At 42.2% G+C, this 23,187-nt stretch carries 22 protein-coding genes; 15 read left to right on the top strand and 7 right to left on the bottom strand.

Going from position 1 to position 23,187, the window contains the following annotated elements; genetic code table 11:
• Positions 1 to 5: 5 nt before the first annotated feature.
• Together ACFOWS_RS07705 and ytxJ are read right to left on the bottom strand one after the other, a co-directional pair.
• Positions 6 to 1,601 (bottom strand): hypothetical protein, encoded by a 1,596-nt coding sequence (locus tag ACFOWS_RS07705; RefSeq protein WP_379763348.1) that lies wholly within the window; start codon positions 1,599 to 1,601, stop codon positions 6 to 8.
• A 298-nt stretch (positions 1,602 to 1,899) separates the two neighbouring features.
• The gene (gene ytxJ / locus ACFOWS_RS07700; RefSeq protein WP_379763347.1) at positions 1,900 to 2,289 is read right to left on the bottom strand and encodes a bacillithiol system redox-active protein YtxJ; all 390 of its coding nucleotides are present in this window, start codon (positions 2,287 to 2,289) and stop codon (positions 1,900 to 1,902) included.
• Between the two features lie 143 nt (positions 2,290 to 2,432).
• Here ytxJ and clpB point away from each other — a divergent pair, with 143 nt between their 5' ends.
• From clpB to ACFOWS_RS07675, 5 genes are all read left to right on the top strand, one after another.
• Positions 2,433 to 5,033 carry an ATP-dependent chaperone ClpB gene (gene clpB / locus ACFOWS_RS07695; protein WP_379763346.1) on the top strand — a complete coding sequence of 867 codons (2,601 nt, stop codon included), beginning with the start codon at positions 2,433 to 2,435 and terminating at the stop codon, positions 5,031 to 5,033.
• 349 nt (positions 5,034 to 5,382) lie between these two features.
• The gene (locus ACFOWS_RS07690; RefSeq protein WP_379763345.1) at positions 5,383 to 6,696 is read left to right on the top strand and encodes a gluconate:H+ symporter; all 1,314 of its coding nucleotides are present in this window, start codon (positions 5,383 to 5,385) and stop codon (positions 6,694 to 6,696) included.
• Positions 6,697 to 6,702: 6 nt separating this feature from the next.
• On the top strand, positions 6,703 to 7,173 hold the full coding sequence (locus ACFOWS_RS07685; RefSeq protein WP_379763344.1) for a RidA family protein: 471 nt from the start codon (positions 6,703 to 6,705) through the stop codon (positions 7,171 to 7,173).
• A gap of 3 nt (positions 7,174 to 7,176) precedes the next feature.
• Positions 7,177 to 8,241, top strand: coding sequence for a dipeptidase (locus tag ACFOWS_RS07680; RefSeq protein ID WP_379763343.1), 1,065 nt, complete (start codon positions 7,177 to 7,179; stop codon positions 8,239 to 8,241).
• A 118-nt stretch (positions 8,242 to 8,359) separates the two neighbouring features.
• Positions 8,360 to 8,956 carry a TetR/AcrR family transcriptional regulator gene (locus ACFOWS_RS07675; protein ID WP_379763342.1) on the top strand — a complete coding sequence of 199 codons (597 nt, stop codon included), beginning with the start codon at positions 8,360 to 8,362 and terminating at the stop codon, positions 8,954 to 8,956.
• 4 nt (positions 8,957 to 8,960) lie between these two features.
• Here the strand turns inward: ACFOWS_RS07675 and ACFOWS_RS07670 are convergent, their stop codons facing one another.
• Entirely contained in the window at positions 8,961 to 10,406 is a 1,446-nt protein-coding gene (locus ACFOWS_RS07670; RefSeq protein ID WP_379763341.1) for a PorP/SprF family type IX secretion system membrane protein, read from the bottom strand.
• 74 nt (positions 10,407 to 10,480) lie between these two features.
• Between ACFOWS_RS07670 and ACFOWS_RS07665 the strand changes: the two genes are divergently transcribed.
• Positions 10,481 to 11,002: a SixA phosphatase family protein gene (locus ACFOWS_RS07665; protein ID WP_379763340.1), complete on the top strand. Its 522-nt coding sequence runs from the start codon at positions 10,481 to 10,483 to the stop codon at positions 11,000 to 11,002.
• Here the strand turns inward: ACFOWS_RS07665 and ACFOWS_RS07660 are convergent.
• Positions 10,999 to 11,742: a DUF6503 family protein gene (locus ACFOWS_RS07660; RefSeq protein WP_379763339.1), complete on the bottom strand. Its 744-nt coding sequence runs from the start codon at positions 11,740 to 11,742 to the stop codon at positions 10,999 to 11,001. The two genes, ACFOWS_RS07665 and ACFOWS_RS07660, sit on opposite strands and share 4 nt — an antisense overlap.
• Before the next feature lie 79 nt (positions 11,743 to 11,821).
• Here ACFOWS_RS07660 and smpB point away from each other — a divergent pair, with 79 nt between their 5' ends.
• Positions 11,822 to 12,283, top strand: a complete 462-nt coding sequence (gene smpB / locus ACFOWS_RS07655) for an SsrA-binding protein SmpB (RefSeq protein ID WP_379763338.1) — start codon at positions 11,822 to 11,824, stop codon at positions 12,281 to 12,283.
• Between the two features lie 208 nt (positions 12,284 to 12,491).
• Here the strand turns inward: smpB and ACFOWS_RS07650 are convergent, their stop codons facing one another.
• Entirely contained in the window at positions 12,492 to 13,133 is a 642-nt protein-coding gene (locus ACFOWS_RS07650; RefSeq protein WP_366589642.1) for a protein-L-isoaspartate(D-aspartate) O-methyltransferase, read from the bottom strand.
• 113 nt (positions 13,134 to 13,246) lie between these two features.
• On the opposite strand from ACFOWS_RS07650, the gene ACFOWS_RS07645 reads away from it, so the two are divergent.
• The 8 genes from ACFOWS_RS07645 to ACFOWS_RS07610 all read left to right on the top strand — a co-directional run bounded on the left by ACFOWS_RS07645 (position 13,247) and on the right by ACFOWS_RS07610 (position 20,797).
• Positions 13,247 to 14,212 (top strand): Gfo/Idh/MocA family protein, encoded by a 966-nt coding sequence (locus ACFOWS_RS07645; protein ID WP_379763337.1) that lies wholly within the window; start codon positions 13,247 to 13,249, stop codon positions 14,210 to 14,212.
• A gap of 109 nt (positions 14,213 to 14,321) precedes the next feature.
• Entirely contained in the window at positions 14,322 to 15,209 is an 888-nt protein-coding gene (locus ACFOWS_RS07640; RefSeq protein ID WP_379763336.1) for a 3-hydroxyacyl-CoA dehydrogenase family protein, read from the top strand.
• 6 nt (positions 15,210 to 15,215) lie between these two features.
• A complete protein-coding gene (locus ACFOWS_RS07635) occupies positions 15,216 to 16,448 on the top strand; it encodes a DUF1015 domain-containing protein (protein WP_379763335.1) in 1,233 nt (410 codons plus the stop codon).
• Between the two features lie 84 nt (positions 16,449 to 16,532).
• Positions 16,533 to 17,192 (top strand): YggS family pyridoxal phosphate-dependent enzyme, encoded by a 660-nt coding sequence (locus ACFOWS_RS07630; protein WP_379763334.1) that lies wholly within the window; start codon positions 16,533 to 16,535, stop codon positions 17,190 to 17,192.
• A gap of 18 nt (positions 17,193 to 17,210) precedes the next feature.
• On the top strand, positions 17,211 to 18,548 hold the full coding sequence (locus ACFOWS_RS07625) for an exonuclease domain-containing protein (RefSeq protein WP_379763333.1): 1,338 nt from the start codon (positions 17,211 to 17,213) through the stop codon (positions 18,546 to 18,548).
• The gene (locus ACFOWS_RS07620) at positions 18,548 to 19,387 is read left to right on the top strand and encodes an ion transporter (protein ID WP_379764504.1); all 840 of its coding nucleotides are present in this window, start codon (positions 18,548 to 18,550) and stop codon (positions 19,385 to 19,387) included. The genes ACFOWS_RS07625 and ACFOWS_RS07620 overlap by 1 nt, the downstream gene beginning before the upstream one ends.
• On the top strand, positions 19,384 to 20,313 hold the full coding sequence (gene miaA, locus ACFOWS_RS07615; protein WP_379763332.1) for a tRNA (adenosine(37)-N6)-dimethylallyltransferase MiaA: 930 nt from the start codon (positions 19,384 to 19,386) through the stop codon (positions 20,311 to 20,313). The genes ACFOWS_RS07620 and miaA overlap by 4 nt, the downstream gene beginning before the upstream one ends.
• On the top strand, positions 20,300 to 20,797 hold the full coding sequence (locus ACFOWS_RS07610; protein WP_366589658.1) for a gluconokinase: 498 nt from the start codon (positions 20,300 to 20,302) through the stop codon (positions 20,795 to 20,797). Before miaA ends, ACFOWS_RS07610 begins: the two co-directional genes overlap by 14 nt.
• A gap of 70 nt (positions 20,798 to 20,867) precedes the next feature.
• Here ACFOWS_RS07610 and ACFOWS_RS07605 read toward each other — a convergent pair whose 3' ends face one another.
• Both ACFOWS_RS07605 and ACFOWS_RS07600 read right to left on the bottom strand, forming a co-directional pair.
• The gene (locus tag ACFOWS_RS07605; protein ID WP_366589660.1) at positions 20,868 to 21,581 is read right to left on the bottom strand and encodes a response regulator transcription factor; all 714 of its coding nucleotides are present in this window, start codon (positions 21,579 to 21,581) and stop codon (positions 20,868 to 20,870) included.
• Between the two features lie 8 nt (positions 21,582 to 21,589).
• Positions 21,590 to 23,173 carry a sensor histidine kinase gene (locus ACFOWS_RS07600; protein ID WP_379763331.1) on the bottom strand — a complete coding sequence of 528 codons (1,584 nt, stop codon included), beginning with the start codon at positions 23,171 to 23,173 and terminating at the stop codon, positions 21,590 to 21,592.
• Between the last annotated feature and the right edge of the window lie 14 nt (positions 23,174 to 23,187).

Here is a 23,187-nt window from a genome sequence, read left to right as displayed (position 1 = left end):
CACTTTTAATTTATCCTATTTAATACAATTCTGGCTCTATCTGGGTGAACATTCTCCCCATAGACAGAAATTTCAAATTTTCGCCCTTCTTCTCCGGGATAATCAAATCCGTTGCTGAAGTCTCCATAATGCACATATTCATGTAAAATGGTAGTTCCGATAAAAAATATGGCGGCATCATTGTCGTTTTGCACCAAGGTTCCATTCTCCATTTGGTTGACATAATCAATATCAAGAAGAACTCTATCTGGCAGCTCTTTATCAAAAAAACCTGCCGTATCTTCATCTGTTTTGCCTGGTTTGTAGTTATCCAATTGAACAATATGAATTTCAGGCCCCTCTCCCCATTGCAATTCTCGTTGTATCTGGCTCAGGGGCAATTGGGTGAACTCATGTATTGCATTGGTAATCTTGGGTATTCTGGCCACCTTGGGCAATTGGTTCTTTAGGTATTCCGTAAGCTTTGGGTATTTCTGTGCATATTCCTTGGCTTTACCCATGGGGTATTTAATATACGGCTTTACGGACAATAGTTCACCCCTCTTGGCCTCGGCAATCATTTTTCTAGCCTTGTTTTTGGCCATAGTACTGTTTTTGTGATAATTCAAGTAACTGCTCAAATCCTCAACCAGTTTTCTATTCTGCAACAAGAAGTTGACATCGTTCGAGGATAGTGATAATTTTGCTTTTAACGAATTCGCAAGCAGCTTTGTCCGGCTTTCTATGTTGGCGCCAGAGCCCCATCGGGGCGAGTTGCCACAGTCATTACAGCTTATCTTGGAGGTTTTTTGTAGCATGTTGTTTTTTGGACTGCTCCTTACTACCATAGTGGTCAAACATCCGTTCAGGTGCTGGCAAGTGCCCATCTGCGAGCCACCGGAGGAATACAGAAAGGTCCCGGAGCCATCAGGCGTGGTATGGTACACCTGTACGGATAGTGTATGCGCGCTGTTGCCGCTGTTGAAATCTGTACTGTTGGTATAATTGGGCTGGCTGGCCCCAAGACCATTGCCCGTACCCGAATAGGCTATGGGGGTCCCTATTACAGTTCCCCCGCAGGGGGTCATGGCATCGTCGCACTTGCCACTGAGAAAATCCAGGTCGGCAAAGTGGCTGTCAAAACTGTGCATCTCTATGCTACCCGAAAAATAGGCCATATCGTACCCGTTGCCCTCAAACTCGGCAAATTGGTCTTCATCACAAATATATTTATAGATGTAGGGTTCATTGATCTCGCCCGAGCCCGAAATGCTAATGTTGAGATTGTAGAAGGTATTCCCAGGGGTGTCAGGATAGGAGAACCGCAGGGAATAGTTTCCTTGTTGCAGGCTGTCCCTCACAACCAGAATGTCCTCTTTATCGAAGATTACATCGGTACCATCCCCTTTTGAACTTTCCGAAAAAATGTTCTTCCCGGCCCTTTTCTCCAGAAAACTTGAAATACTGGGTATGTCGTCAAGTCCAACATGGTCTACGGAGTAGGGTCCTTTTTGAAGCTCAACGGCATCCGGTTCTAGAGGCTGTTCATCATCACAGGAAAAAAGAAGTGATAAAACTAAAAATAAGGTTACAGCAAATTTTGGGAAAGTAGACTTTCTCATGATAAGTAGGTATTAAAATGTTAGATTGGGGATGCTGCAATTGCAAGCTAAAAAAATTCATTTTAATGCCATTGCGGAAAAACCTTAATATTTCCGGGGTTTTCTTTAAGGAAAAGTCTTTCAAAAATGATACAGGGAAAAATCAGTTTAATTAAACTTAATGTCGCATAGAGCTGTCATCTTGAGCGCCCGCCTGCCGGACGGGCAGGCAGTCGAAAGAACAGTCGAGATGCAAAATGTTCTCGACTGCGCCTGTCTGCCGACAAAGGCAGGCTCGAACTGACAATTTCCCATTCTCCTACAAATAGTCTTTTAGATTTACTTCAGCAATCGCGCCATGCGAAGTATGAAAAGTCACTTTACCATTTTTGATGATAAGTAATTGTGGGGATTCATGCCACACTCCAAATTGGGATTCCACGGTATTTGAAATATCTCTGTGCGATTGTATGGTCAAAAAATACAAATCGCAATCCGTATCCATCTCATACGCATCACTGAACATCCGCAGGGTCATGTTGCTAATGCCACAGGTCATGGAATGCTTATATATGACTTGGGCTTTTTCCTTCGATTTTTCTACAAGCTCATCCAACTGCCTCAAAGACTCTAAATGAATCCAAGGTAATTGGTTTCTTTCCTCTGCCGATTTCTCCCTCTTTCCGAAGACACTGTCAAATATTCCCATGTTGCAAATTTAAGGCTTATGTCGGGAACCCCGAAAAAGCTTACAGACTGACGAAATGTCCTGTATTTTTGGGACTTAACAGACATTTTGACTGTTGTTAAGCATTGGTAAGGTTGTTGACTCCTATCCAGAAAACAAAGACTATGAACTTTAATAATTTTACTATAAAATCACAAGAGGCACTTCAGAGGGCACAACAATTGGCCCAAGAATTTGGCCATCAACAAATAGAGAACGAACACCTGTTCAAGGCGATTGGTGAGGTCGATGAAAACGTTCTTCCGTTCATTTTAAAAAAATTGAATGTGAACGTAAATCTTCTCAACCAAATCTTGGATAAGGAACTCCAGAGCTTTTCCAAAGTTTCTGGAGGTGAAATCATGCTTTCCAGGGAAGCTGGAAAAACCATGAACGAAGCAAGTATCGTTGCAAAAAACATGGGCGATGAATTCGTGTCCGTGGAGCATTTGCTACTTGCCATTTTCAAATCAAAAAGTAAAGTTTCCCAAATTCTCAAAGATCAAGGGGTTACTGAGAAAGACCTCAATACTGCCATCCAAGAATTGCGCAAAGGTGGAAAGGTGACTTCACAAAGCGCCGAAGAAACCTATAATTCCCTTGATAAATATGCCAAAAACCTTAACCAACTAGCTGATAGCGGCAAGTTGGACCCCGTAATTGGTCGGGACGAAGAAATCCGAAGGGTTTTGCAAATCTTGTCCCGTAGAACCAAAAACAACCCCATGTTGGTCGGTGAACCCGGTGTGGGTAAAACGGCCATCGCCGAAGGTTTGGCGCACAGAATCGTACAAGGAGACGTCCCGGAAAACCTAAAAGAAAAAACGCTTTATTCTTTGGATATGGGCGCTTTGATTGCCGGCGCAAAATACAAGGGTGAGTTTGAGGAGCGATTGAAAGCCGTTATCAAAGAAGTTACTTCTTCAGATGGCGACATTGTCCTCTTCATTGATGAAATCCACACGCTTGTGGGTGCCGGAGGCGGACAGGGTGCCATGGATGCGGCCAACATCTTGAAACCCGCTTTGGCTAGAGGGGAACTTCGTGCCATTGGAGCAACCACTTTGGATGAGTATCAAAAATACTTTGAAAAGGACAAAGCCCTGGAGCGCAGGTTTCAAAAAGTAATAGTAGATGAGCCCGATACGGAAAGTGCCATCTCCATCTTGCGAGGAATCAAGGAAAAATATGAAGCACACCACAAGGTTCGTATCAAAGACGAAGCTGTGATTGGTGCCGTGGAGTTGTCACAACGCTATATCACCAACCGGTTTTTACCCGATAAGGCGATTGACCTTATGGACGAGGCCGCTTCCAAACTTCGAATGGAAATCAACTCCAAACCGGAAGAACTGGATGTCTTGGACCGAAAAATCATGCAGTTGGAGATTGAGATTGAGGCCATAAAACGCGAAAATGATAAGGACAAGTTAAAGGCCTTAAACTTAGAATTGGCAAATCTTAAGGAAGACCGCAAAGAGATTTTCGCCAAATGGGAAAGTGAAAAAACCGTGGTGGACAATATCCAAAAGACAAAACAGGATATTGAGGATTATAAATTGGAGGCTGAACGCGCCGAAAGAAACGGCGATTATGGAAAAGTGGCCGAGCTTCGCTACGGAAAGATTAAGGAGGCTCAAGAAAAACTGGATAAATTGGAAGATGAACTTGCAGAGCAGCAAACTGCGGGTACATTGATCAAGGAGGAAGTGACTTATGAGGATATTGCAGAGGTAGTGGCCAAATGGACCGGAATTCCCGTAACCAAAATGATGCAGAGTGAGCGTGAAAAACTCTTGAAACTGGAAGATGTGCTCCACAAGCGCGTGGTTGGTCAGGATGAGGCCATTATAGCTGTTTCAGATGCCATCCGCAGAAGCAGAGCCGGATTGCAAGACGATAAAAAACCTATTGGTTCGTTCCTTTTCTTGGGGACCACAGGTGTGGGTAAAACGGAATTGGCCAAAACCCTCGCCGCCTATTTGTTCGATGACGAAAACGCCATGACCCGGATAGATATGAGTGAATACCAAGAGCGCCACTCTGTAAGCCGATTGGTAGGAGCACCTCCAGGGTATGTGGGCTATGATGAGGGGGGGCAGTTGACCGAAGCCGTCCGCAGAAAACCCTACTCTGTGATTCTATTGGATGAGATTGAAAAAGCACACCCTGATACCTTCAACATCTTGCTGCAAGTTTTGGACGAAGGAAGATTGACCGACAATAAAGGCCGAGTGGCCGATTTCAAGAATTCGATCATTATTATGACGAGTAACATGGGCAGCCATATCATCCAAGAGAAGTTTGAAGATGCTTCGGATGTAGAAAGTGCTTCGGAGTCAGCCCGGGCTGAAGTGATGGGGTTGTTGCGCAAGACCATTCGTCCCGAGTTTTTAAATCGAATAGATGACATTATTATGTTTGCGCCATTGAACAAAACTGATATCAAGGCTATTGTTGAACTTCAATTAAATGGATTGAAGAAGTTGTTGTCCAAGCAGCACATTACGCTAGATGCTACCCAAGAGGCCATTGATTATTTGGCTGCCAAAGGGTACGATCCCCAATATGGTGCGCGACCTGTAAAGCGATTGATTCAGAAAGAAGTGTTGAACAATCTTTCCAAAGAACTGCTTTCTGGAAGCATTACGTCGGATAGCGTGGTACTTTTGGATTCCTTCGATGATGAACTTGTGTTTCGAAATCAAGGGGAGTTGATAGAATAAATACAGCATTACGTTTTGTATCTTCCTTTGATAAAAAGATGTCAGTTCGAGTTTTTTCCTTTGGAAAAAGTACCTGCCTACCGGCAGGCAGGTCGAGAACAAATCTTTAACGATGAAATTCTGATTCTCGATACACTTTTTGATTCCCCAAAAACCACTCGAATTGACGAATTTCAATTAAAAAGTTTTGTGACAGATATAATTATCAAGCCTTCTCCGCCTTTGCGGGGGAGGTTTTTGTTTTCTTAAAACCCGGAACTTGTAGTTTGAAATCAAAACCCAATATCCTTCATTTGGTTTAAATCCTTATTTTAGCCTACAGCACACAACTACAAACAACCATCCAAATATGCCAATAGTAATTGCCGTTTTAGGGATTCTTCTGCTCTTTCTTTTAATCGCCAAATTTAAACTTAACACCTTCCTTGCCTTTATCATAGTTTGTCTTTTCGTAGGCATTTTTCAAGGGATGGAGCTTGGGAATTTGGTAAATTCCATTCAAAGGGGTATCGGAAACACCTTGGGTTTTTTGGTTTTGATTTTGGGCCTTGGTGCCATGTTGGGAAAACTGGTCGCCGATAGCGGTGCTGCCCAACAGATTACCACACAGTTGGTAAATAAATTTGGAATAAAGCATGTGCAATGGGCCATGGTCCTGACGGGTTTTATTGTCGGAATCCCAATGTTCTACTCCGTAGGCTTTGTTATTCTGATTCCCTTGGTATTTACGGTGGCCATTTCAACTGGGCTACCATTACTGTATGTGGGACTACCCATGCTTACCTCACTTTCGGTGACGCATGGCTATCTTCCGCCCCATCCCGCACCCACGGCGATTGCCGCCATGTTCAATGCCGATATCGGAAAAACATTGCTATACGGACTTATCATTGCAGTGCCTGCCATTATTGTAGCCGGCCCTTTGTTTGCCCGTACCATTAAAAATGTTGAAGCAAAACCCCTAAAAGAATTTTACAATCCCAATATCATTCCAAAGGAAGAATTGCCATCCACCTTTACCAGTATTTTTACCGCACTTTCTCCAATTTTATTGATTGGAATTGCCATTGCAGCCGAAAATTTTCTGGAAGAAGGTCTTTTGAGAAATATTCTCACCTTTATTGGGAACCCGGTTATTGCATTGTTGATTTCTGTGTTATTGGCCATCTATACGTTGGGATTGGCCAAAGGCAAGGACATGTCAAACCTGATGGATTCCATTTCGTCCTCGGTTTCCAGCATCACCATGATTTTGTTGATTATTGCCGGTGCAGGAGCATTAAAAGAGGTGTTGATTGACAGCCATGTAAGTGATTATATTGCCGATAGCCTCAAAGGCTCCAGCATATCGCCCTTGGTTTTGGCTTGGTTGATCGCTACCGCCATTCGGGTGAGTGTGGGTTCGGCTACCGTTGCGGGATTGACGGCGGCGGGAATCGTGCTTCCCTTGGCTTCAGGCACGGGAACAAGCCCCGAATTGATGGTTTTGGCTATTGGTTCGGGAAGCTTAATGCTCTCCCACGTCAATGACACCGGATTTTGGATGTTCAAGGAATATTTCAATCTCTCGGTAAAAGAAACCCTGTCCACGTGGACGGTTATGGAAACCTTGGTAGGGGTTATGGGACTCCTAGGCGTACTCGCTTTAAATATGATAATTTAACAAAACATGAATACTTCACCTTCAAAACGAGTTGAGGAATTGAAACTTCAACTACCACCTGCTCCGCCACCTGCTGGAGTATATAGACCCATATTGGTGGTGGATAATTTTCTGTATGTTTCAGGACAAGGCACTGTTAATCTGGACGGTTCCCTAATGAAAGGGCGCGCTGGGGATGACTTAAATGCAGATCAGGCAAAATTGGCGGCCAGACAAGTGGGATTAACCATGCTATCGACCATCATTACACATTTTGGTAGTTTGGATAAAATCAAAAGAGTGGTCAAAGTACTGGGAATGGTCAATTGCACCCCAGATTTTGGGAAGCATCCGTATGTCATCAATGGTTTTAGTGAATTAATGGCCGACGTATTCGGAGAAGAAAATGGCATTGGGGTTCGTAGCGCCGTAGGCATGATGCTTCCAGAGAACATCCCCGTTGAGATTGAAGCCATGTTTGAACTTCATCAAGACTAAACCATGTTCATATTTGATGCACACCTAGATCTTGCCATGAATGCCATGGAGTGGAACCGCGACCTTACCTTGCCCGTTTCAGAAATCCGGGAACGAGAAAAAGGAAAAACGGATAAACCGGACCGCGGCAATACTACTGTTTCCTTTCCAGCTATGCGAAAAGGCAATGTTGGACTTTGCGTAGCCACACAGATTGCTCGGTATGTAAAAAAGGAAAATCCACTTCCGGGCTGGCATTCCCAGCATCAGGCGTGGGCACAGACCCAAGGACAATTGGCATGGTACAAAGCCATGGAAAAAGCCAGGGAAATGGTTCAAATCAGAGATACAGAAGGTTTGGAAAACCATTTCAAATTGTGGGAAAGTAACAAAGGAAAAAAGACCATTGGCTACATTTTAAGTCTTGAAGGTGCTGATTCCATTGTGGATTTAAGCTATTTGGAGAAATCGCATGAATCTGGACTAAGGGCTATCGGCCCAGCACATTACGGTCCAGGAGTTTATGCCCATGGCACGGATTCTGTTGGTGGAATTGGTGTCAAAGGACGGGAACTGCTGAAAAAAATAGAGGAACTCAATCTTATTTTGGATGCTACGCATTTGTGCGACATGAGCTTTTGGGAAACCATGGATGTCTATAACGGTCCCGTTTGGGCCAGTCATCAGCTTTGCCGCAAATTTGTGGATCACAATCGGCAGTTTTCGGATGAGCAACTCAAGGAGTTAATTTCAAGAAAAGCGGTAATTGGAATTGCGCTGGATGCCTGGATGATGGTTCCGAATTGGGTGCGAGGAAAATCGGACCCAAAAGAAATGGGCGTCAATTTGGAAATTATGATCAACAATATGGACCATATTTGCCAATTGGCCGGAAACACCAACCATGTAGGTATCGGAACCGATTTGGATGGTGGTTTCGGTACAGAGCAAGGACCTTATGATGTGGATACTATTTCGGATTTACAGAAAATCCCAGCATTGTTGTCCCAGAGAGGTTATTCAGAAACCGATATTCAGAAAATCACGAGTCAGAACTTCATCAATTTCTTAAAAAGAGTCTGGAGATAATTGGGCAGGAGCATAAAAAAAGCCCTAACTCTGTTAAAATAGTGGCTTTACAGGACAAGGATACCAAACAGTATATGTTTTTTTATATCTTAGTTCCAGCCAACACCGACCAGCCACCATGACCAAAAAAGCAGAACGTACCACAGCATATATCATTGAGACGGTCGCGCCCATATTCAATAAATTTGGATACGTGGGCACCAGTATGAGCGACCTTACCGAAGCTACAGGGCTTACCAAGGGGGCCATTTATGGGAATTTTGAAAACAAGGAGGCTCTTGCGCTTTCTGCTTTTGAGTACAATCAAAAACAATTATTGGCAGCGATTGATGAAAAGTTGGATGTTGACGGAACCGCTTTAGATAAGCTTTTCTCATTAATGCATTTTTATAAGCAGTACGATGTGTTTTCACTTCCCATGGGCGGTTGCCCCATTCTCAATGTAGGCGTGGATGCGCAAAGCAACAACAATCTTCTATCTGCTGCGGTAAAAGAGACCATTAAGGAGATTGAAGGAAAAATAGCCCTTGTTCTGGAAAATGGAATCAATAAAAACGAAATTCACCTGCCCGTCCCTCCTTTACAGTTTGCAAAACAATTGTTCACCATGGTACAAGGAGCAATCGCTATGAGCACCATGACACGCGACCGAAAGTACCTCATCAACACCATAACCTATTTAGAACACTTGGTGAATCGGGAAATAAAAAAATAGGTGACTAGTTACCTCTTACCCTAAAAATCCATGTTTTTTCCGTGTATTTGCCCCCATATCGGCTATCTCGTGCCTTTCGAGCCTCTTCCATTGTATCATACCGTTGCAAGTACACATAATTGAACTTGTTCGTATCTCGATAAAAAGACCCCGGATTCAATCCCCTGGCCTTAAGACTGAGCATAAAGCTTTCATAATACTTCTTGGTTCCAAACACATTGGCTATAAGATAAAAACCAGGTTCTAAACCTTCTGCTTTGGCTACTTCCTCATAGCGTTCATTAGGTCTCAGCTCAACCTCTTGGGTTTGCAACTTGGCCAAGCTATCCTTTTGTTTTTGTTCCCTCAATCGCAAAGCAGCTAATTGCGCTTGGGCAATGGAATCTTTCGCCCTTTGTTCTTCCCTAAAAAGTTTTTTCTGTGCCTCTTCCTTTTTTATAGCCTCTTGTTCCTTTAATTCTTGCATTCTAGACTCTTCCTCCATTCTTTCTTTAGCCAAAGCAATGTCTTTTTCAATATCAAACCCAACCACTTTGGCTCTATTGTCTGTTCTTCCAAATTGATAGGAAGCAACCAACTCAATGGTAGAATTTTCTCCACTCAAGTCAGCATCCGTCCCAAATTCCATTAATCCTCCAATGGAAAAAGTATTGGCAATGGTCACGCCTACTCCTCCAGAAGCTCCATAAAAACTGTTATACCCACCCTGCACCCAAAACTTTGGGGTGGATAGCAAGGTGTTGAGCCCAAATTGGGTATCCATATCTGCAATTGATTTGACATACACCAATGGACGCACAAAACTGGTCCCCCAAGCGGGAAATAATCCCACATTGAAATCGTTGCTCAATGTCCCTGTTACGATTTGAAAATTTTCTAAACTATCCTGACTTTCGGATAAATTGAATCCAAATCCATTTTCAAAAGCAAGGCCCACACTGAATTGGTTGACATTTAATCGAACTGCTGGCGAAAACTGAAGAATAAAATCCTTTCTACTTTGTAGTTCAGGCAAGTCGATATCTTTGTCAGGCACAAAACGGTCATCAGCCAATGTATTCTGGAATGCAAATAGGTTCATCCCCGCCAAAAGCTCAACACCTTCATCCAGAGTGAAAGTATGCACGTAGTTGAGGTTGGCCCCCGTATTCAAGAAAATCCCTGTATTATGCTGTAGAAATCCTACTGCAACAGCTGATGTAGTATTAATTTGATGGGAATAATTGGCAAAAATAGTAGTAGGGTCCCCATCAATGGACTGCCATTGCCAACGCGTCCAAATGGTAAATGAATTGGGGTTATTCCAATCCGAAACATAAGTGGCATTCAGTAGATTTGCATTGAATTGGGTCAGTGCATGTTGACGGAAATCGGGTGGTAAATCTGGCTCTTGCGCCCATCCAACAACAGACAAGAATCCCAACAGTGAACAAAGCAAAAATCTAAGCATACAGTAAAATAGAAAATTAAACGTTACTTTTAAATGAGATTTAGATGAACTAAGGGAAACTTTAGATAAATACTATGCGAATAACCAAACTCTTAATTGCATTTGCAATTATTATTGGAAGTATCGGCTGCAAAAAAGATACGAAAATTGTAGAAGACCCAGTGGTCTCCACTTATTATTTTATAAGACATGCTGAAAAGGATCGAACCGACCCTGATAATCCCGATCCTGAGTTAAATCAAGACGGTCTGGATAGGGCTATCCGCTGGGCAGAAGTCTTTGACCCGATTGAAATTGACGTGATTTACTCCACCAATTACGAACGCACCTCCATGACAGCTGCTCCGACATCGGTAAAAAAGAACATAGATGTGAAATATTATGACCCCAATACTGTGGATATCGAGCAATTCAAAGCAGAAAATGAAGGTCTCAATGTTTTGGTCGTGGGCCATAGTAACACCACGCCTGCTTTTGTGAATAAAGTGATTGGGGTTGAAAAATATAATGCCATGGACGATGACGATAATAGCAGTCTGTTTATCGTGCGTATTATTGATGGTGTCCCCACAGATATTCGTCTAAAAATGGATTAATCCGCTTCTACTCCAATATTGGTAAGTTCTATTTTGGATAGAAGTTCCAATTCGCCTTTATTGAACAGTTCTCCGATTTCTAAAATGTTAGAATCCTCGCTTTCTGGTTTGTAATTGTCATAATCCACAAAACGGATTCCATTTACGTAGCGCTCGTTGTAAGCCTTCCTGAAACGTTGGCCACCTCCATCCACATGAAAGCTATACGCTAGATAGCTTGGTTTAAAATCCTTCACATCAATCCAATACACATAAACATCGTCATAATCATCTCCGCCGCCGTTTTGGTCAAAAGTGACTTTGATTTTATAATGTTCCTTGCCCTCAATGGTTTCCTTTCCTAAAAGCTGTTTATTCACTGCGGCATCGTTTAAACCATACGGAAGTCGAGCAAAATAATGCACTGAGTTTACTGAATTGGCATATCTATTGGCGATGGAATCCGGAACTTCCACTAGGGAATCATTCATAAAACGTTGAAATTCACCTCCTGTTTTCACATCGGTGATAGTAACCGAATCCACCTGAAAAATACGCTTCAGCACCTTTTTCCCCTTGTCATTTTCAGAGACATATTTCCTGTCCCGAAACTCAAAAGAGGTTGAGTGGTTTTCATATAGCTTTCCACCACTGTTTTCAATGGATTTATCTACAATTTGCTGGGTGGTAAGTGGAGCTTTTGGTTTTTCTTTACAAGCTAAGGACAAAAGCACAATGAGGGGAACTAAGACTTTTTTCATGGTTTGGTTTTATAGATAATCGTAAAATCTCCCCTAACATTACAATTTTCTTGGCAAAGAGTTTATATTTTTGCCCACAATGCAGAAAAACATCAACATAAAAAACCGAAGGGCCCGATTCGATTATGAGATTTTGGATACCTATACCGCTGGAATTGTGCTAGGGGGTACTGAGATTAAGTCTCTTCGTTTGGGGAAAGCGTCCATATCCCAAAGTTTTTGTGAATTCAATGACAAAGGAGAACTTTTTGTCATCAACATGCAGATTGATGAGTACAGTTACGGCGGCCATTATAATCACAAACCCAAAGCGGAACGGAAACTGCTACTGAACCGTAGGGAATTGAAAAAGCTTCAAAAAGAAGTCACCACAAGCGGAAATACTATTATCCCCTTAAATCTTTTCATCAACGACAGAGGGCTCGCCAAAATGAATATTGGTCTCGCGAAGGGCAAGAAACTGTACGATAAGCGGGAAACTATCAAAGACCGTGACAGTAAACGCAACTTGGCCCGAATAAAAAAGAGTTTCAACAACTGATTGGGTTAGCTAGTTATTCGGTTACTGAGTTACTCTGTTATTAGGTTACTGACTCTTATCTTTTTTCTTGATTCTTGAACTTGAACTTGTTTTTGGTTATTCGGTTAATTTGTTTTTGAGTTACGATCTTTCCTCTTGTTTCTAGATTCTTTGGTTTGAGCTTGAGCTTGAACTTGAACTTGAGTTTGAACTTGAACTTGAACCCTAATCAATTCTTGTCTTCAAGCAGCGGCACAAAACGGAACGCACCCAATTCCTTTTTTTCAAACTCTTTTTCGGATTTACGTACAAAAAGCGTCATCACCTGTTCGTTATCACCCACAGGAATTACAAGCCTACCTCCCACTTTGAGTTGAGACATCAAGGGTTTTGGAACTTCAGGTGCACCAGCAGTAACAATGATACTGTCAAAAGGAGCTTCCTCTGGAAGACCTTTATAACCATCCCCAAATATTAGTTTTTTAGGTCGGTAGTGCATTTTATTGAAAAACAATCGCGTTTTTTTAAAAAGTTCCAATTGTCGCTCAATTGTATACACTTTAGCCTTTAAATGAAGTAATACCGCCGTTTGATACCCACTTCCTGTACCAATCTCCAAAATCTTGTCATTGGGTTTTACCTGTAATAATTCAGTTTGAAACGCCACGGTGTACGGTTGCGAGATAGTCTGTTCGGCACTGATGGGAAATGCCTTATCTTGATACGCATGGTCCTCAAAACTGCTATCCAAAAATAAATGTCGAGGTATCGCTTTTATGGCGCTCAGCACCTTTTTGTCCTGTATTCCTTTGGCTTCCAACAATTCCGCCAATTTATTTCGCATACCTCTATGCTTGTGTGTATCCTTCATGGTTTTGGTCTGGTACACGAATTTAAAAAGTTCTTCAAAAACTTTACGGACAGTTAGCGTGTTATTTTTATGAAGAGTGGCTCCATATCCGTATTTTTGAAAAAAACAGAGATATGCTAAAAGTTGGTGTCCTGGGCGCAGGACATTTGGGAAAAATTCACCTTCGGCTCCTAAACCAGTCCGACCAGTACCAACTCATTGGTTTTTATGACCCCGATGAAATCAATGCCAAAAAAGTGGCGGCCGAGTTTGGGTACTCCTATTTTGAAAACATCAATACCTTGATGGACGCAGTGGATGTAGTGGACATTGTAACCCCCACCCTTTCCCATTTTGACTGTGCCAAAAAAGCCATTGAAAAAGGAAAGCATATTTTCATTGAAAAACCCATCACCAATACTTTTGAAGAAGCCCAACAGCTGTTGGAGTTATCGCAAAAACACGGAATAAAGGGCCAGGTTGGTCATGTGGAACGCTTCAACCCCGCATTTTTGGCCGTAAAGGACAAGATTGAAAACCCTATGTTCATTGAGACCCACCGTTTGGCCGAATTCAATCCAAGGGGTACAGATGTTCCTGTGGTGTTGGACCTAATGATTCATGATATTGATGCCATACTGAGCGTTGTTCATTCCGAAGTAAAACAAATCAATGCTAGCGGAGTTTCCGTAATTAGCAATTCACCCGACATTGCAAATGCCCGCGTGGAATTTGAGAATGGATGTGTGGCCAATCTTACCGCAAGCCGTATTTCTTTGAAAAACATGCGAAAATCTCGCTTTTTCCAGAAAGATGCATACATTTCTATTGATTTTTTAGAGAAAAAAGTGGAAGTGGTCAAAATGAAGGATGCGCCAGAACAACCGGGCGATTTTGATATGATTCTCCAGAATGCCGAAGGTGAGAAAAAACAAATCTATTTCGAAAATCCCGAAATTGAGATCAACAATGCCATTCTGGACGAGCTGGAAACCTTTGCAGATGCCATTAACAATGACACAACCCCAGTGGTGTCCTTGGAGCAAGGAACCAAGGCATTGCAAGTGGCCCTTCAGATTATTGAATCATTTAAAAAGTAGCATGGTCGTCAGTTCAAGCTATCATCTTGGGCGTGTCACATCGAGCGCCCGCCTGCGGCAGGCAGGCAGTCGAGATGCAGACGAGGATGGCAACCTTAATTAAAATACCATGAAAAAAATAGCAGTTATAGGCGCAGGAACCATGGGGAACGGAATTGCCCACGTTTTTGCACAAACCGGATTTCAAGTCCATTTAATTGATATAGCCCAAGCTTCTTTGGATAAAGGCCTGGCCACCATCACCAAAAACCTGGACCGCTTAATGACCAAAGAAGTTATTGATCAAGCTAAAAAGGAAGCTGCGTTGGGTAACATTTCAACCTTTACAAATCTTAAGGAAGGAGTCTCCAAAGTGGATTTGGTAGTTGAAGCTGCAACGGAAAACTTGAATGTCAAACTTCAGATTTTCAAGGATTTGGACGAAGTGTGTTCAACAGAAACCATTTTGGCCACCAACACTTCCTCCATTTCAATCACCCAAATTGCGGCAGCTACCCAACGCCCTGAAAAGGTCATTGGCATGCACTTTATGAACCCAGTGCCCATTATGAAATTGGTGGAAATCATTCGTGGGTACAGTACTTCCGATGAGGTGACCCAAACCATCATGGAACTTTCCAAAAAACTGGGTAAAACCCCAACCGAAGTCAATGATTATCCCGGCTTTGTGGCCAATCGAATTTTGATGCCCATGATCAATGAAGCCATTGAAACACTTTACAATGGCGTGGCTGGTGTTGAGGAAATCGATACGGTGATGAAATTGGGCATGGCACATCCTATGGGTCCTCTTCAATTAGCAGATTTTATAGGGTTGGATGTTTGCCTCTCAATCTTGAACGTGATGTACAACGGGTTCAAAAATCCAAAATATGCCCCTTGCCCTTTGTTGGTGAACATGGTCATGGCCGGAAAACTGGGCGTGAAATCGGGAGAAGGATTTTACGATTATTCAGAATCCCGAAAAGCAGAAAAAGTTTCGACACAATTTAAATAGACCCGAATGGCCGTCGTAAGACCTTTTAAGGCAATTCGCCCGACCCGGGACAAGGTTTCTTTTGTGGCCTCGCGTTCCTACGAGGAGTATTCAGACGAGGAGCTTAAATCGGTACTTCAATACAATCCGTTTTCTTTTTTGCATATCATCAATCCGGGATTCAAGTTCCACAAAAGCATCACCGGAAAAGACCGTTTTCATTTGGTCCGTAACCGTTATTTGGAGTTTTTGGAGGAGAATACCCTGCAAAAGGAGGAGGAAGACAGTTTTTACCTCTATCAGATTGAAAAAGATGATTTTAAAAGCCTCGGCTTCTTTTGTGCCTGCAGTGTTTCCGATTATCGCAACGATATCATCAAAAAGCATGAGGACACTATCAAACAACGGGAAGAATTATTTGCGGAATACCTACATACCGTGGGTTTCAATGCAGAACCGGTATTGATGACCTACGCTGACAATTCTGCTGTTTGGGAGATATTTCAGGAAGAAATCCAACGAAAGCCCATGTATGATTTTACCACAACAGACCGCTTTAACCATAGCCTTTGGAAGATTTCCAACAAAAAAGCCCTGACTAAGCTCGAAACCGCTTTTGCTCAAATGGATGCCCTCTATATTGCCGACGGTCACCATAGAAGTGCTTCGAGCAATCTGCTGGCGAAACAAATGGAATCAGAAAACAAAGGCCATACCGGAGATGAGCCCTACAACTATTTTATGGCCTACCTCATTCCCGAATCCCAAATCAGGATTTATGAGTTCAACCGCATGGTCAAGGATTTAAATGGGTACTCCAAAGAAGAATTCCTGATTCAACTTGATGAGCATTTTCGGATTGAAAAGCAGGAAGAAGCCCCCATTAAACCTTCTAAGAAACATCAGTTCAGCATGTATTTGGGTGGTGATTTCTATTCGCTCTACTTGAGAACCAATTACATCTTTTCGGATGCACTGAGTCGATTGGACACCCAAATTCTTTACAAGACAATCCTAGAGCCGATTCTAGGCATTACAGACCTTAGAAATGATGAAAGGATTTCCTATGGACACGGAAAAAATAACCTCATTCAAATGAAGGACAATGTGGACAAAGGTAAGTTTGCTGTTGGATTCAGTCTTTTACCAACCACCATTGAAGAAATCAAGGCCATTGCCAATGCCGGTTTGGTAATGCCCCCCAAAAGCACGTATATTGAACCTAAATTACGTAGTGGACTGGCGATTTACGAGTTGTAACACTTATCTTGTCATTCCTGCGAAAGCAGGAATCCATGAACCAAACAGATTCCGCATCAAGTGCGGAATGACAGTTAAAAAAGTATGTCAATAAAAGATAACCTCACATCCATTAAAAATGAACTTCCAAAAGGAGTCACCTTGGTCGCTGTTTCCAAAACCAAACCCAACGAAGACATTTTGGAGGCTTACAATACCGGACATCGCGTCTTTGGAGAGAACAAGGTGCAGGAAATGGTGGCAAAGTGGGAGGCCCTGCCCAAGGACATTGAATGGCATATGATTGGACATGTGCAGCGCAACAAGGTCAAATACATGGCTGAGTTTGTATCCCTGATTCATGGGGTGGACAGCTTAAAATTGTTGAAAGAGATAGACAAACAGGCCAAAAAGCACGAACGTGTGATCCCGTGCCTTTTACAGATACATATTGCCGAAGAAGATACCAAATTTGGTCTGGATGATTCTGAACTCGAGACGCTACTTCAATCCGAAGCATTCAACGGCATGGAAAATGTAAAAATTGTGGGATTGATGGGAATGGCCACCTTTACTCAGAATGAAAATCAGGTGCGAAAAGAGTTCGCTCATTTGAAATCCATTTTTGACCAACTTCAACAAAAATTGCCCGAAATCTCTATACTTTCCATGGGTATGAGTGGGGACTATAAAATTGCCATCCCCGAAGGTAGCACAATGGTGCGCATTGGAAGTAGTATCTTTGGGGAACGAAACTATCAGTAAAACCGACGCAAATTTTTCATGTACGCCATACTTGATATAGAAAGTACCGGAGGAAAATACAATGAAGAGGGTATTATGGAGATTGCCATTCATCGGTTTGATGGTCGCAAAGTGGTGGACAAATTTATCTGCCTGATCAATCCGGAACGAGAGATTCAACCTTTTGTTTCAAAACTCACCGGAATCAATAATAAAATGTTACGTTCCGCCCCAAAATTCCATGAAGTGGCCAAGCGGATTGTGGAAATAACCGAAGGTGCCACTTTAGTGGCGCACAACGCCCAGTTTGATTATCGCATTCTTCGTACTGAATTCAGGCGGTTGGGGTATGATTTCCAACGCAAAACCTTGTGCACCGTAGACCTATCCAAACAGATGTTGCCCGAGGCTGAATCCCACAGTTTGGGAAAATTGGCACGCTCGCTGGGCATTCCCATGAGTGATAGACACAGGGCCAATGGCGATGCCATTGCTACTTTAAAATTATTTAAACTGTTGTTGGGTAAAGATTCGGATAAGAGCATCATTCAAAGTGTGGTCCGAGAAGAAACCCACGGCGAACTCTCCCCCACCCAATTGGATATGGTATTTAACCTTCCTTCGGAAACGGGCGTCTATTACATGCACAACAAGGATGGAGACATCATCTTTTTGGGAAAGACCAAGAACATCAAGAAAAGGGTGAACCAACATTTTACCAATGTGGGCAGCTTGGCCCGAAAACTCCAAAAAGAGACCAAGAAAGTTACCTATGAAGAAACCGGAAGTGAATTGGTTGCTCTTCTGAAGGAATATCAAGAACTACGACGTACGAGGCCCAAACACAACAGCATTGCACGAAGGAAACTGTTTTCCCACATCATCAATTTTGAGCAAAATGGTGAAGCGCACATCATTTTAGATATTGAAAAGAGCAAATCACAGCCTACCAAGAAAATTGGGTTTAACGGAATCCCATCGGCCAAAAGCTTTTTGGACAAAATTACTTCAGAATTTGATATATGTCCCTGCTCCCTACCTTCCCATGCAAATTCCCAAGAGCGTATTGAAGAAACGGATGCGGCAGTTTGTAATGAAAAAGTATTGTCAGCTTTTGATAAGTACAGCATCCACGAAAAAAACATTGCCCTATTAGATCAAGGGAGGGAAACTGGAGAGCGAAGTTTTATTCTGATCAAACAGGGCAAACTTAAAGGATTTGGGTTTGTTGAGCTCAACCATCAAATCAATAATATTCATATCTTGGAGTCAATAATGACCACAATACCAAGTGATGAAAACACTACGTTTATTATTGAGTCATATCTCAGAAAAAACAATAGGCTCAAAGTCATTCCACTAAACGCTGCCCCTTGATAGAACAAAAAGCACACTCTGGCTGGAAACATAAACTTCATGAGGTTATTTATGAGGCGGACACGCCTGCGGGAAAGCTTTTTGACATTGTTCTTTTTGTGTTGATCATCCTAAGCGTAATCTTGGTCATGCTGGAAAGCGTGGACCATATCGATGCTGAGCACCATAAGATTCTTTTGACCCTGGAATGGATCATCACCATTTTCTTTAGCTTGGAATACATTGCCCGAATCATCAGCATAAAAAAACCCTGGAAATATATTTTCAGTTTTTATGGCATTATTGATTTTGTTTCTACCATTCCACTTTATCTATCATACATATTGGCCGGGTCCCAGGTACTCTTGGCCGTGCGTGCATTTCGCTTATTGCGGGTTTTTCGAATATTGAAGTTGGTGAAATTCATCGGTGAGGCATCACAACTACAATCTGCCTTGAAGGCAAGTCGGACTAAAATTGCGGTGTTTATTTATGTGGTTTTGATTCTATCGGTGATTCTAGGCACCCTTATGTACTTGATTGAAGGGGACGAGGCCGGATTTACCAGTATCCCCACAAGTATTTATTGGACCATCGTTACCTTGACCACAGTGGGTTACGGCGATATTGCACCGCAGACCCCATTGGGACAGTTCTTGGCCACAGTGATCATGGTATTGGGATATGGGATTATTGCTGTGCCCACAGGGATTGTCACTGCTGAGTTTTCCCGAGGCAACAAAGGTGAACAAAGTCCAGGGCGAAGGATTCATACAAACACCCAAGCTTGTCCCAATTGTTCCGTGGAGGGACACCGGGACAATGCCACCCATTGTTATAACTGTGGACATTTGTTATGAGCAATAAGGTATTGATAGCTGTGGTGGGTCCTACCGCCATTGGAAAAACGGCTTTGGGTATTCTACTGGCCAAGCATTTGGAGACGGAAATCATTTCTGCGGATTCTCGACAGTTTTTTAAGGAAATGGAAATTGGTACGGCCGTCCCCTCTCCCAAAGAACTAAAAGCTGTTCAGCACCATTTTATTCAACACAAAAGCATTTTTGACCCCTACTCCGTTGGAGATTTTGAAAAAGATGCCTTGTCCCTTTTAGACACTTTATTCCAGAAAAAAGGTGTGGTGGTCATGGTGGGCGGTAGTGGGCTTTATGTGGATGCAGTGATCAATGGACTGGACGAATTTCCTGAGGTCGACCCCAAACTCCGAGAATCTTTAAACCTAGAATTACAGGAAAAAGGATTGGAATATCTTCAAAAGGAGCTTAAATTGAGGGACCCCGACTATTACAAAAAGGTAGATTTGGATAATCCACATCGGCTCATTCGAGCTCTTGAAGTTTCCATTACTGCCAACCGACCGTATTCCTCTTTTCTGTCTCAAAATAAGCCAGAAAGACATTTTAAGCATCTATATGTGGGAATTGATGCACCCAGACAAGTCGTATACGAACGTATCAACACTAGGGTAGATCAAATGATGGAAAACGGATTGCTGGAAGAGGCCAATCGATTGCATTCACATAAAAATTTGAATGCGTTGCAAACAGTTGGTTACAAAGAACTTTTTGAATATCTTGACGGACAATGCTCATTGGAGGTTGCCGTTTCAGAAATCAAAAAGAATACTAGACGTTTTGCCAAACGACAATTGACCTGGTTGCGAAAAAATGACCGCATCCTTTGGGTAGACCATACAACCAACACTGAACAAGTTTTGAAAAAACTAAACGAACAACTTAAAACCCTAACTCATGCCCAACGGTAAAAAGGTATTGGTGGTAATGGGCGTTAGCGGTACTGGGAAAACCACCATTGGAAAACTTCTGGCGCATCGATTAAAGTACCCCTTTTTTGATGGAGATGACTTTCATCCCAAAGAGAACATTGAAAAAATGAAGACAGGCCACCCGCTCAACGATGATGATCGGAAGGAGTGGTTGTTACGCTTGAACCAATTGGCCCGAGAACATAGACATAGTGGGGCTGTTATTTGTTGTTCCGCATTACGGAAAAATTACCGCAGTCTTCTACGTGCAGGAGTGGGAACGTGTATGGAATTCATCTATCTTAACGGCTCTTTTGAATTGATTAAATCCCGTTTGGAAGCTCGAAAAGACCACTTTATGCCCATTGAATTGCTTAAATCACAATTTGAGACTCTGGAACCGCCCACCAGGGCTATTAAGGTATCGGTCACCAAAGAACCGGAAATAATTATCAAGGAAATTGTGGCGCAGATAAAATCATAGTTGATTCTAAAGAAAAAGACATAAAAAAACCACCGAAACGGTGGCTTTTTTATACTTAATAGGGTGAAATTTATTGATTTTCTGCCTTTACTACCAATCTAAATCCTTCTCCGTGTATGTTCAGAATTTCAACCAAATCGTCCTTTTTGAGGTATTTTCTCAACTTGGCAATGTAAACGTCCATGCTTCGGGACGTAAAGTAATTGTCATCTCTCCATATTTTGGTCAGTGCCAGTTCTCTTGGCATCAAATCATTTTCATGCAAGGCCAATAAACGTAACAACTCATTTTCTTTTGGTGACAATTTAATCGGCTCTTCTTCTTTATATTTCAAAAAGCGAAGCTTTGAGTTCAAATGGAAGTTTCCAATCTGGAACTCGAACTGTTTGCTGTCCGCCAAAGTACTGGATGCCTTTCTTTGGAGAATAGCTTTTAGCTTCATTAAAAGTACTTCGGAATCAAATGGCTTGTTCAAATAGTCATCAGCACCCGCTTTATATCCTTTGAGCACATCCTCCTTCATGGTCTTGGCAGTAAGGAAAATAATGGGAACGTTCTCGTTCTTCTCTCGGATTTCCTTGGCCAAGGTAAATCCATCTTTATAGGGCATCATAACATCCAATATACAAACGTCATAATTGTCCTTTTTGAACTTTTCAAAACCTTCCATACCATTTTTGGCCAGAACCACCTCAAAGTCGTTCATGGACAAATAATCCTTTAGGACTATCCCAAAATTAGGGTCATCCTCTACCAATAATATCTTCTTTTTCTCTGTTTCCATAGTTTGTTTTAAATTAAAGGGAGTTTAATAAAGAAAGTGCTTCCTTTTCCTTTTTCACTTTCGGCATAAACTTCGCCTTGATGATCGTCTATAATTCGTTTTACGTAAGCCAAACCTAATCCGTGGCCTTTTACATTGTGTATGTCACCCGTATGTTCCCGATAAAACTTTTCAAACACCTTTTTTAGGACGGCCTTGCTCATTCCAGCACCTTGGTCCTGTATTTTAATAATGATGTTGTTCTTCACCACTTCAGTGTACACATCTATTTTTGGAGACTCTGGAGAGTATTTTACCGCATTGTCCAAAACATTTACAATAACATTGGTCATGTGCATGTCATTGGCCAAAACCTCCGACCTTTCTGCATCCAAATGTGAGTTCACATAACCGCCACGGTCCTGCACAATCAGTTCAATATGGGCGATGGCATCTACAACAATATCGTGAAGGTCAACCCTGTCCTTTGTAATATCCAATTGGTTCTTTTCCAACTTGGAGATACGAAGCACATTTTCCACTTGGGCATGCATCCGCTTATTTTCATCACGAATCATTCCCAAATAGCGAAGCACCTTTTCCTTGTCCTCAATGGATTTTGGGTTTCGAATAGCCTCCACCGCAAGATTTATTGTAGCGATGGGTGTTTTGAACTCGTGGGTCATATTGTTGATAAAGTCAGACTTTATCTCCGAGATTTGTTTTTGCCGTATCAATTGATAAATGGCACTGGAATACGCAATCATGATAACCAGAGTAAAAATCAAGGACAACAATGCCATTCCCATGATGGACCTAAAAAGGAATTTTTTCATGCTTGGAAAGGTCAACAACAATGAAAAAGTACTATCCCCTTCACTATCCTTAAAAATAGGCGCTTTGTACATTTTGGTTCCTGAAAACTTGAACTTTTTAGACCTTACCTTGGTTGGGTACCCTTGACTGTACACCCCATATTCGTAGTCAATATCAATATTCCTGTTTTTCAACTCTTGGCTGAGCAACAACTCTAACTCTTGATTTGACACCCGTTGGTGGATGGGCTTTGTCTTAGCGGCCTCCATGAACACATCTTCCCAAGCGGCCCTTTCCATACTGGACAGACCACCAATCTTTTCAGCTCTTTGGATGGGGGTTAAACTATACGTCTTTCCATCCAGGCCATATTCCTCCTTATAAATGGCTTTGGTGCGCTTGCTGGTATAATTTTTAATGGTGGTGGTATCCTCTCCTCCGTCTATATTATCAAAGAACGTAGATGTTATATTGTAATCCTCTTCCAGAATCCCGTGGGAATAAAAAAGAATCTCATCGGAGTTTAAATCCCGGTCAACGAACAAAAAATTTCTGAACTGTGTGCTCTTGGGTTGACCAATACTATCTACAAGTGAAGCCAAACGATCTGAATAATCCTTCATCTCTCTCTTCTCCACCCTGCTTGCCACTTTGTCCAATATGTCCGTGACCGTCCTTGAGAACTGTTCTTCCTTGTCGTTAATGGAGGTTCTTATCCAGTAAACCTGAACAAAGATTATCCCCGTTAGGGATAAACTCATTAGAATGACGAGAAGAACGAATAGCTTCTTGTTCATTGAATCAAAATTAG

The sequence above is a fragment of the Flagellimonas marina genome (assembly GCF_042651185.1).
Classification (GTDB): domain Bacteria; phylum Bacteroidota; class Bacteroidia; order Flavobacteriales; family Flavobacteriaceae; genus Flagellimonas; species Flagellimonas marina.
Note: the sequence above shows the minus strand (reverse complement) of the source record. Positions and strands in the feature narration are given on the sequence as shown.

Excerpts from the sequence above, each read along its gene's own strand:
- ACFOWS_RS07705 (WP_379763348.1), bottom strand. The coding sequence starts at position 1,601 with ATGAGAAAGTCTACTTTCCCAAAATTTGCTGTAACCTTATTTTTAGTT.
- ytxJ (WP_379763347.1), bottom strand. The coding sequence starts at position 2,289 with ATGGGAATATTTGACAGTGTCTTCGGAAAGAGGGAGAAATCGGCAGAG.
- clpB (WP_379763346.1), top strand. The coding sequence starts at position 2,433 with ATGAACTTTAATAATTTTACTATAAAATCACAAGAGGCACTTCAGAGG.
- ACFOWS_RS07690 (WP_379763345.1), top strand. The coding sequence starts at position 5,383 with ATGCCAATAGTAATTGCCGTTTTAGGGATTCTTCTGCTCTTTCTTTTA.
- ACFOWS_RS07685 (WP_379763344.1), top strand. The coding sequence starts at position 6,703 with ATGAATACTTCACCTTCAAAACGAGTTGAGGAATTGAAACTTCAACTA.
- ACFOWS_RS07680 (WP_379763343.1), top strand. The coding sequence starts at position 7,177 with ATGTTCATATTTGATGCACACCTAGATCTTGCCATGAATGCCATGGAG.
- ACFOWS_RS07675 (WP_379763342.1), top strand. The coding sequence starts at position 8,360 with ATGACCAAAAAAGCAGAACGTACCACAGCATATATCATTGAGACGGTC.
- ACFOWS_RS07670 (WP_379763341.1), bottom strand. The coding sequence starts at position 10,406 with ATGCTTAGATTTTTGCTTTGTTCACTGTTGGGATTCTTGTCTGTTGTT.
- ACFOWS_RS07665 (WP_379763340.1), top strand. The coding sequence starts at position 10,481 with ATGCGAATAACCAAACTCTTAATTGCATTTGCAATTATTATTGGAAGT.
- ACFOWS_RS07660 (WP_379763339.1), bottom strand. The coding sequence starts at position 11,742 with ATGAAAAAAGTCTTAGTTCCCCTCATTGTGCTTTTGTCCTTAGCTTGT.
- smpB (WP_379763338.1), top strand. The coding sequence starts at position 11,822 with ATGCAGAAAAACATCAACATAAAAAACCGAAGGGCCCGATTCGATTAT.
- ACFOWS_RS07650 (WP_366589642.1), bottom strand. The coding sequence starts at position 13,133 with ATGAAGGATACACACAAGCATAGAGGTATGCGAAATAAATTGGCGGAA.
- ACFOWS_RS07645 (WP_379763337.1), top strand. The coding sequence starts at position 13,247 with ATGCTAAAAGTTGGTGTCCTGGGCGCAGGACATTTGGGAAAAATTCAC.
- ACFOWS_RS07640 (WP_379763336.1), top strand. The coding sequence starts at position 14,322 with ATGAAAAAAATAGCAGTTATAGGCGCAGGAACCATGGGGAACGGAATT.
- ACFOWS_RS07635 (WP_379763335.1), top strand. The coding sequence starts at position 15,216 with ATGGCCGTCGTAAGACCTTTTAAGGCAATTCGCCCGACCCGGGACAAG.
- ACFOWS_RS07630 (WP_379763334.1), top strand. The coding sequence starts at position 16,533 with ATGTCAATAAAAGATAACCTCACATCCATTAAAAATGAACTTCCAAAA.
- ACFOWS_RS07625 (WP_379763333.1), top strand. The coding sequence starts at position 17,211 with ATGTACGCCATACTTGATATAGAAAGTACCGGAGGAAAATACAATGAA.
- miaA (WP_379763332.1), top strand. The coding sequence starts at position 19,384 with ATGAGCAATAAGGTATTGATAGCTGTGGTGGGTCCTACCGCCATTGGA.
- ACFOWS_RS07610 (WP_366589658.1), top strand. The coding sequence starts at position 20,300 with ATGCCCAACGGTAAAAAGGTATTGGTGGTAATGGGCGTTAGCGGTACT.
- ACFOWS_RS07605 (WP_366589660.1), bottom strand. The coding sequence starts at position 21,581 with ATGGAAACAGAGAAAAAGAAGATATTATTGGTAGAGGATGACCCTAAT.
- ACFOWS_RS07600 (WP_379763331.1), bottom strand. The coding sequence starts at position 23,173 with ATGAACAAGAAGCTATTCGTTCTTCTCGTCATTCTAATGAGTTTATCC.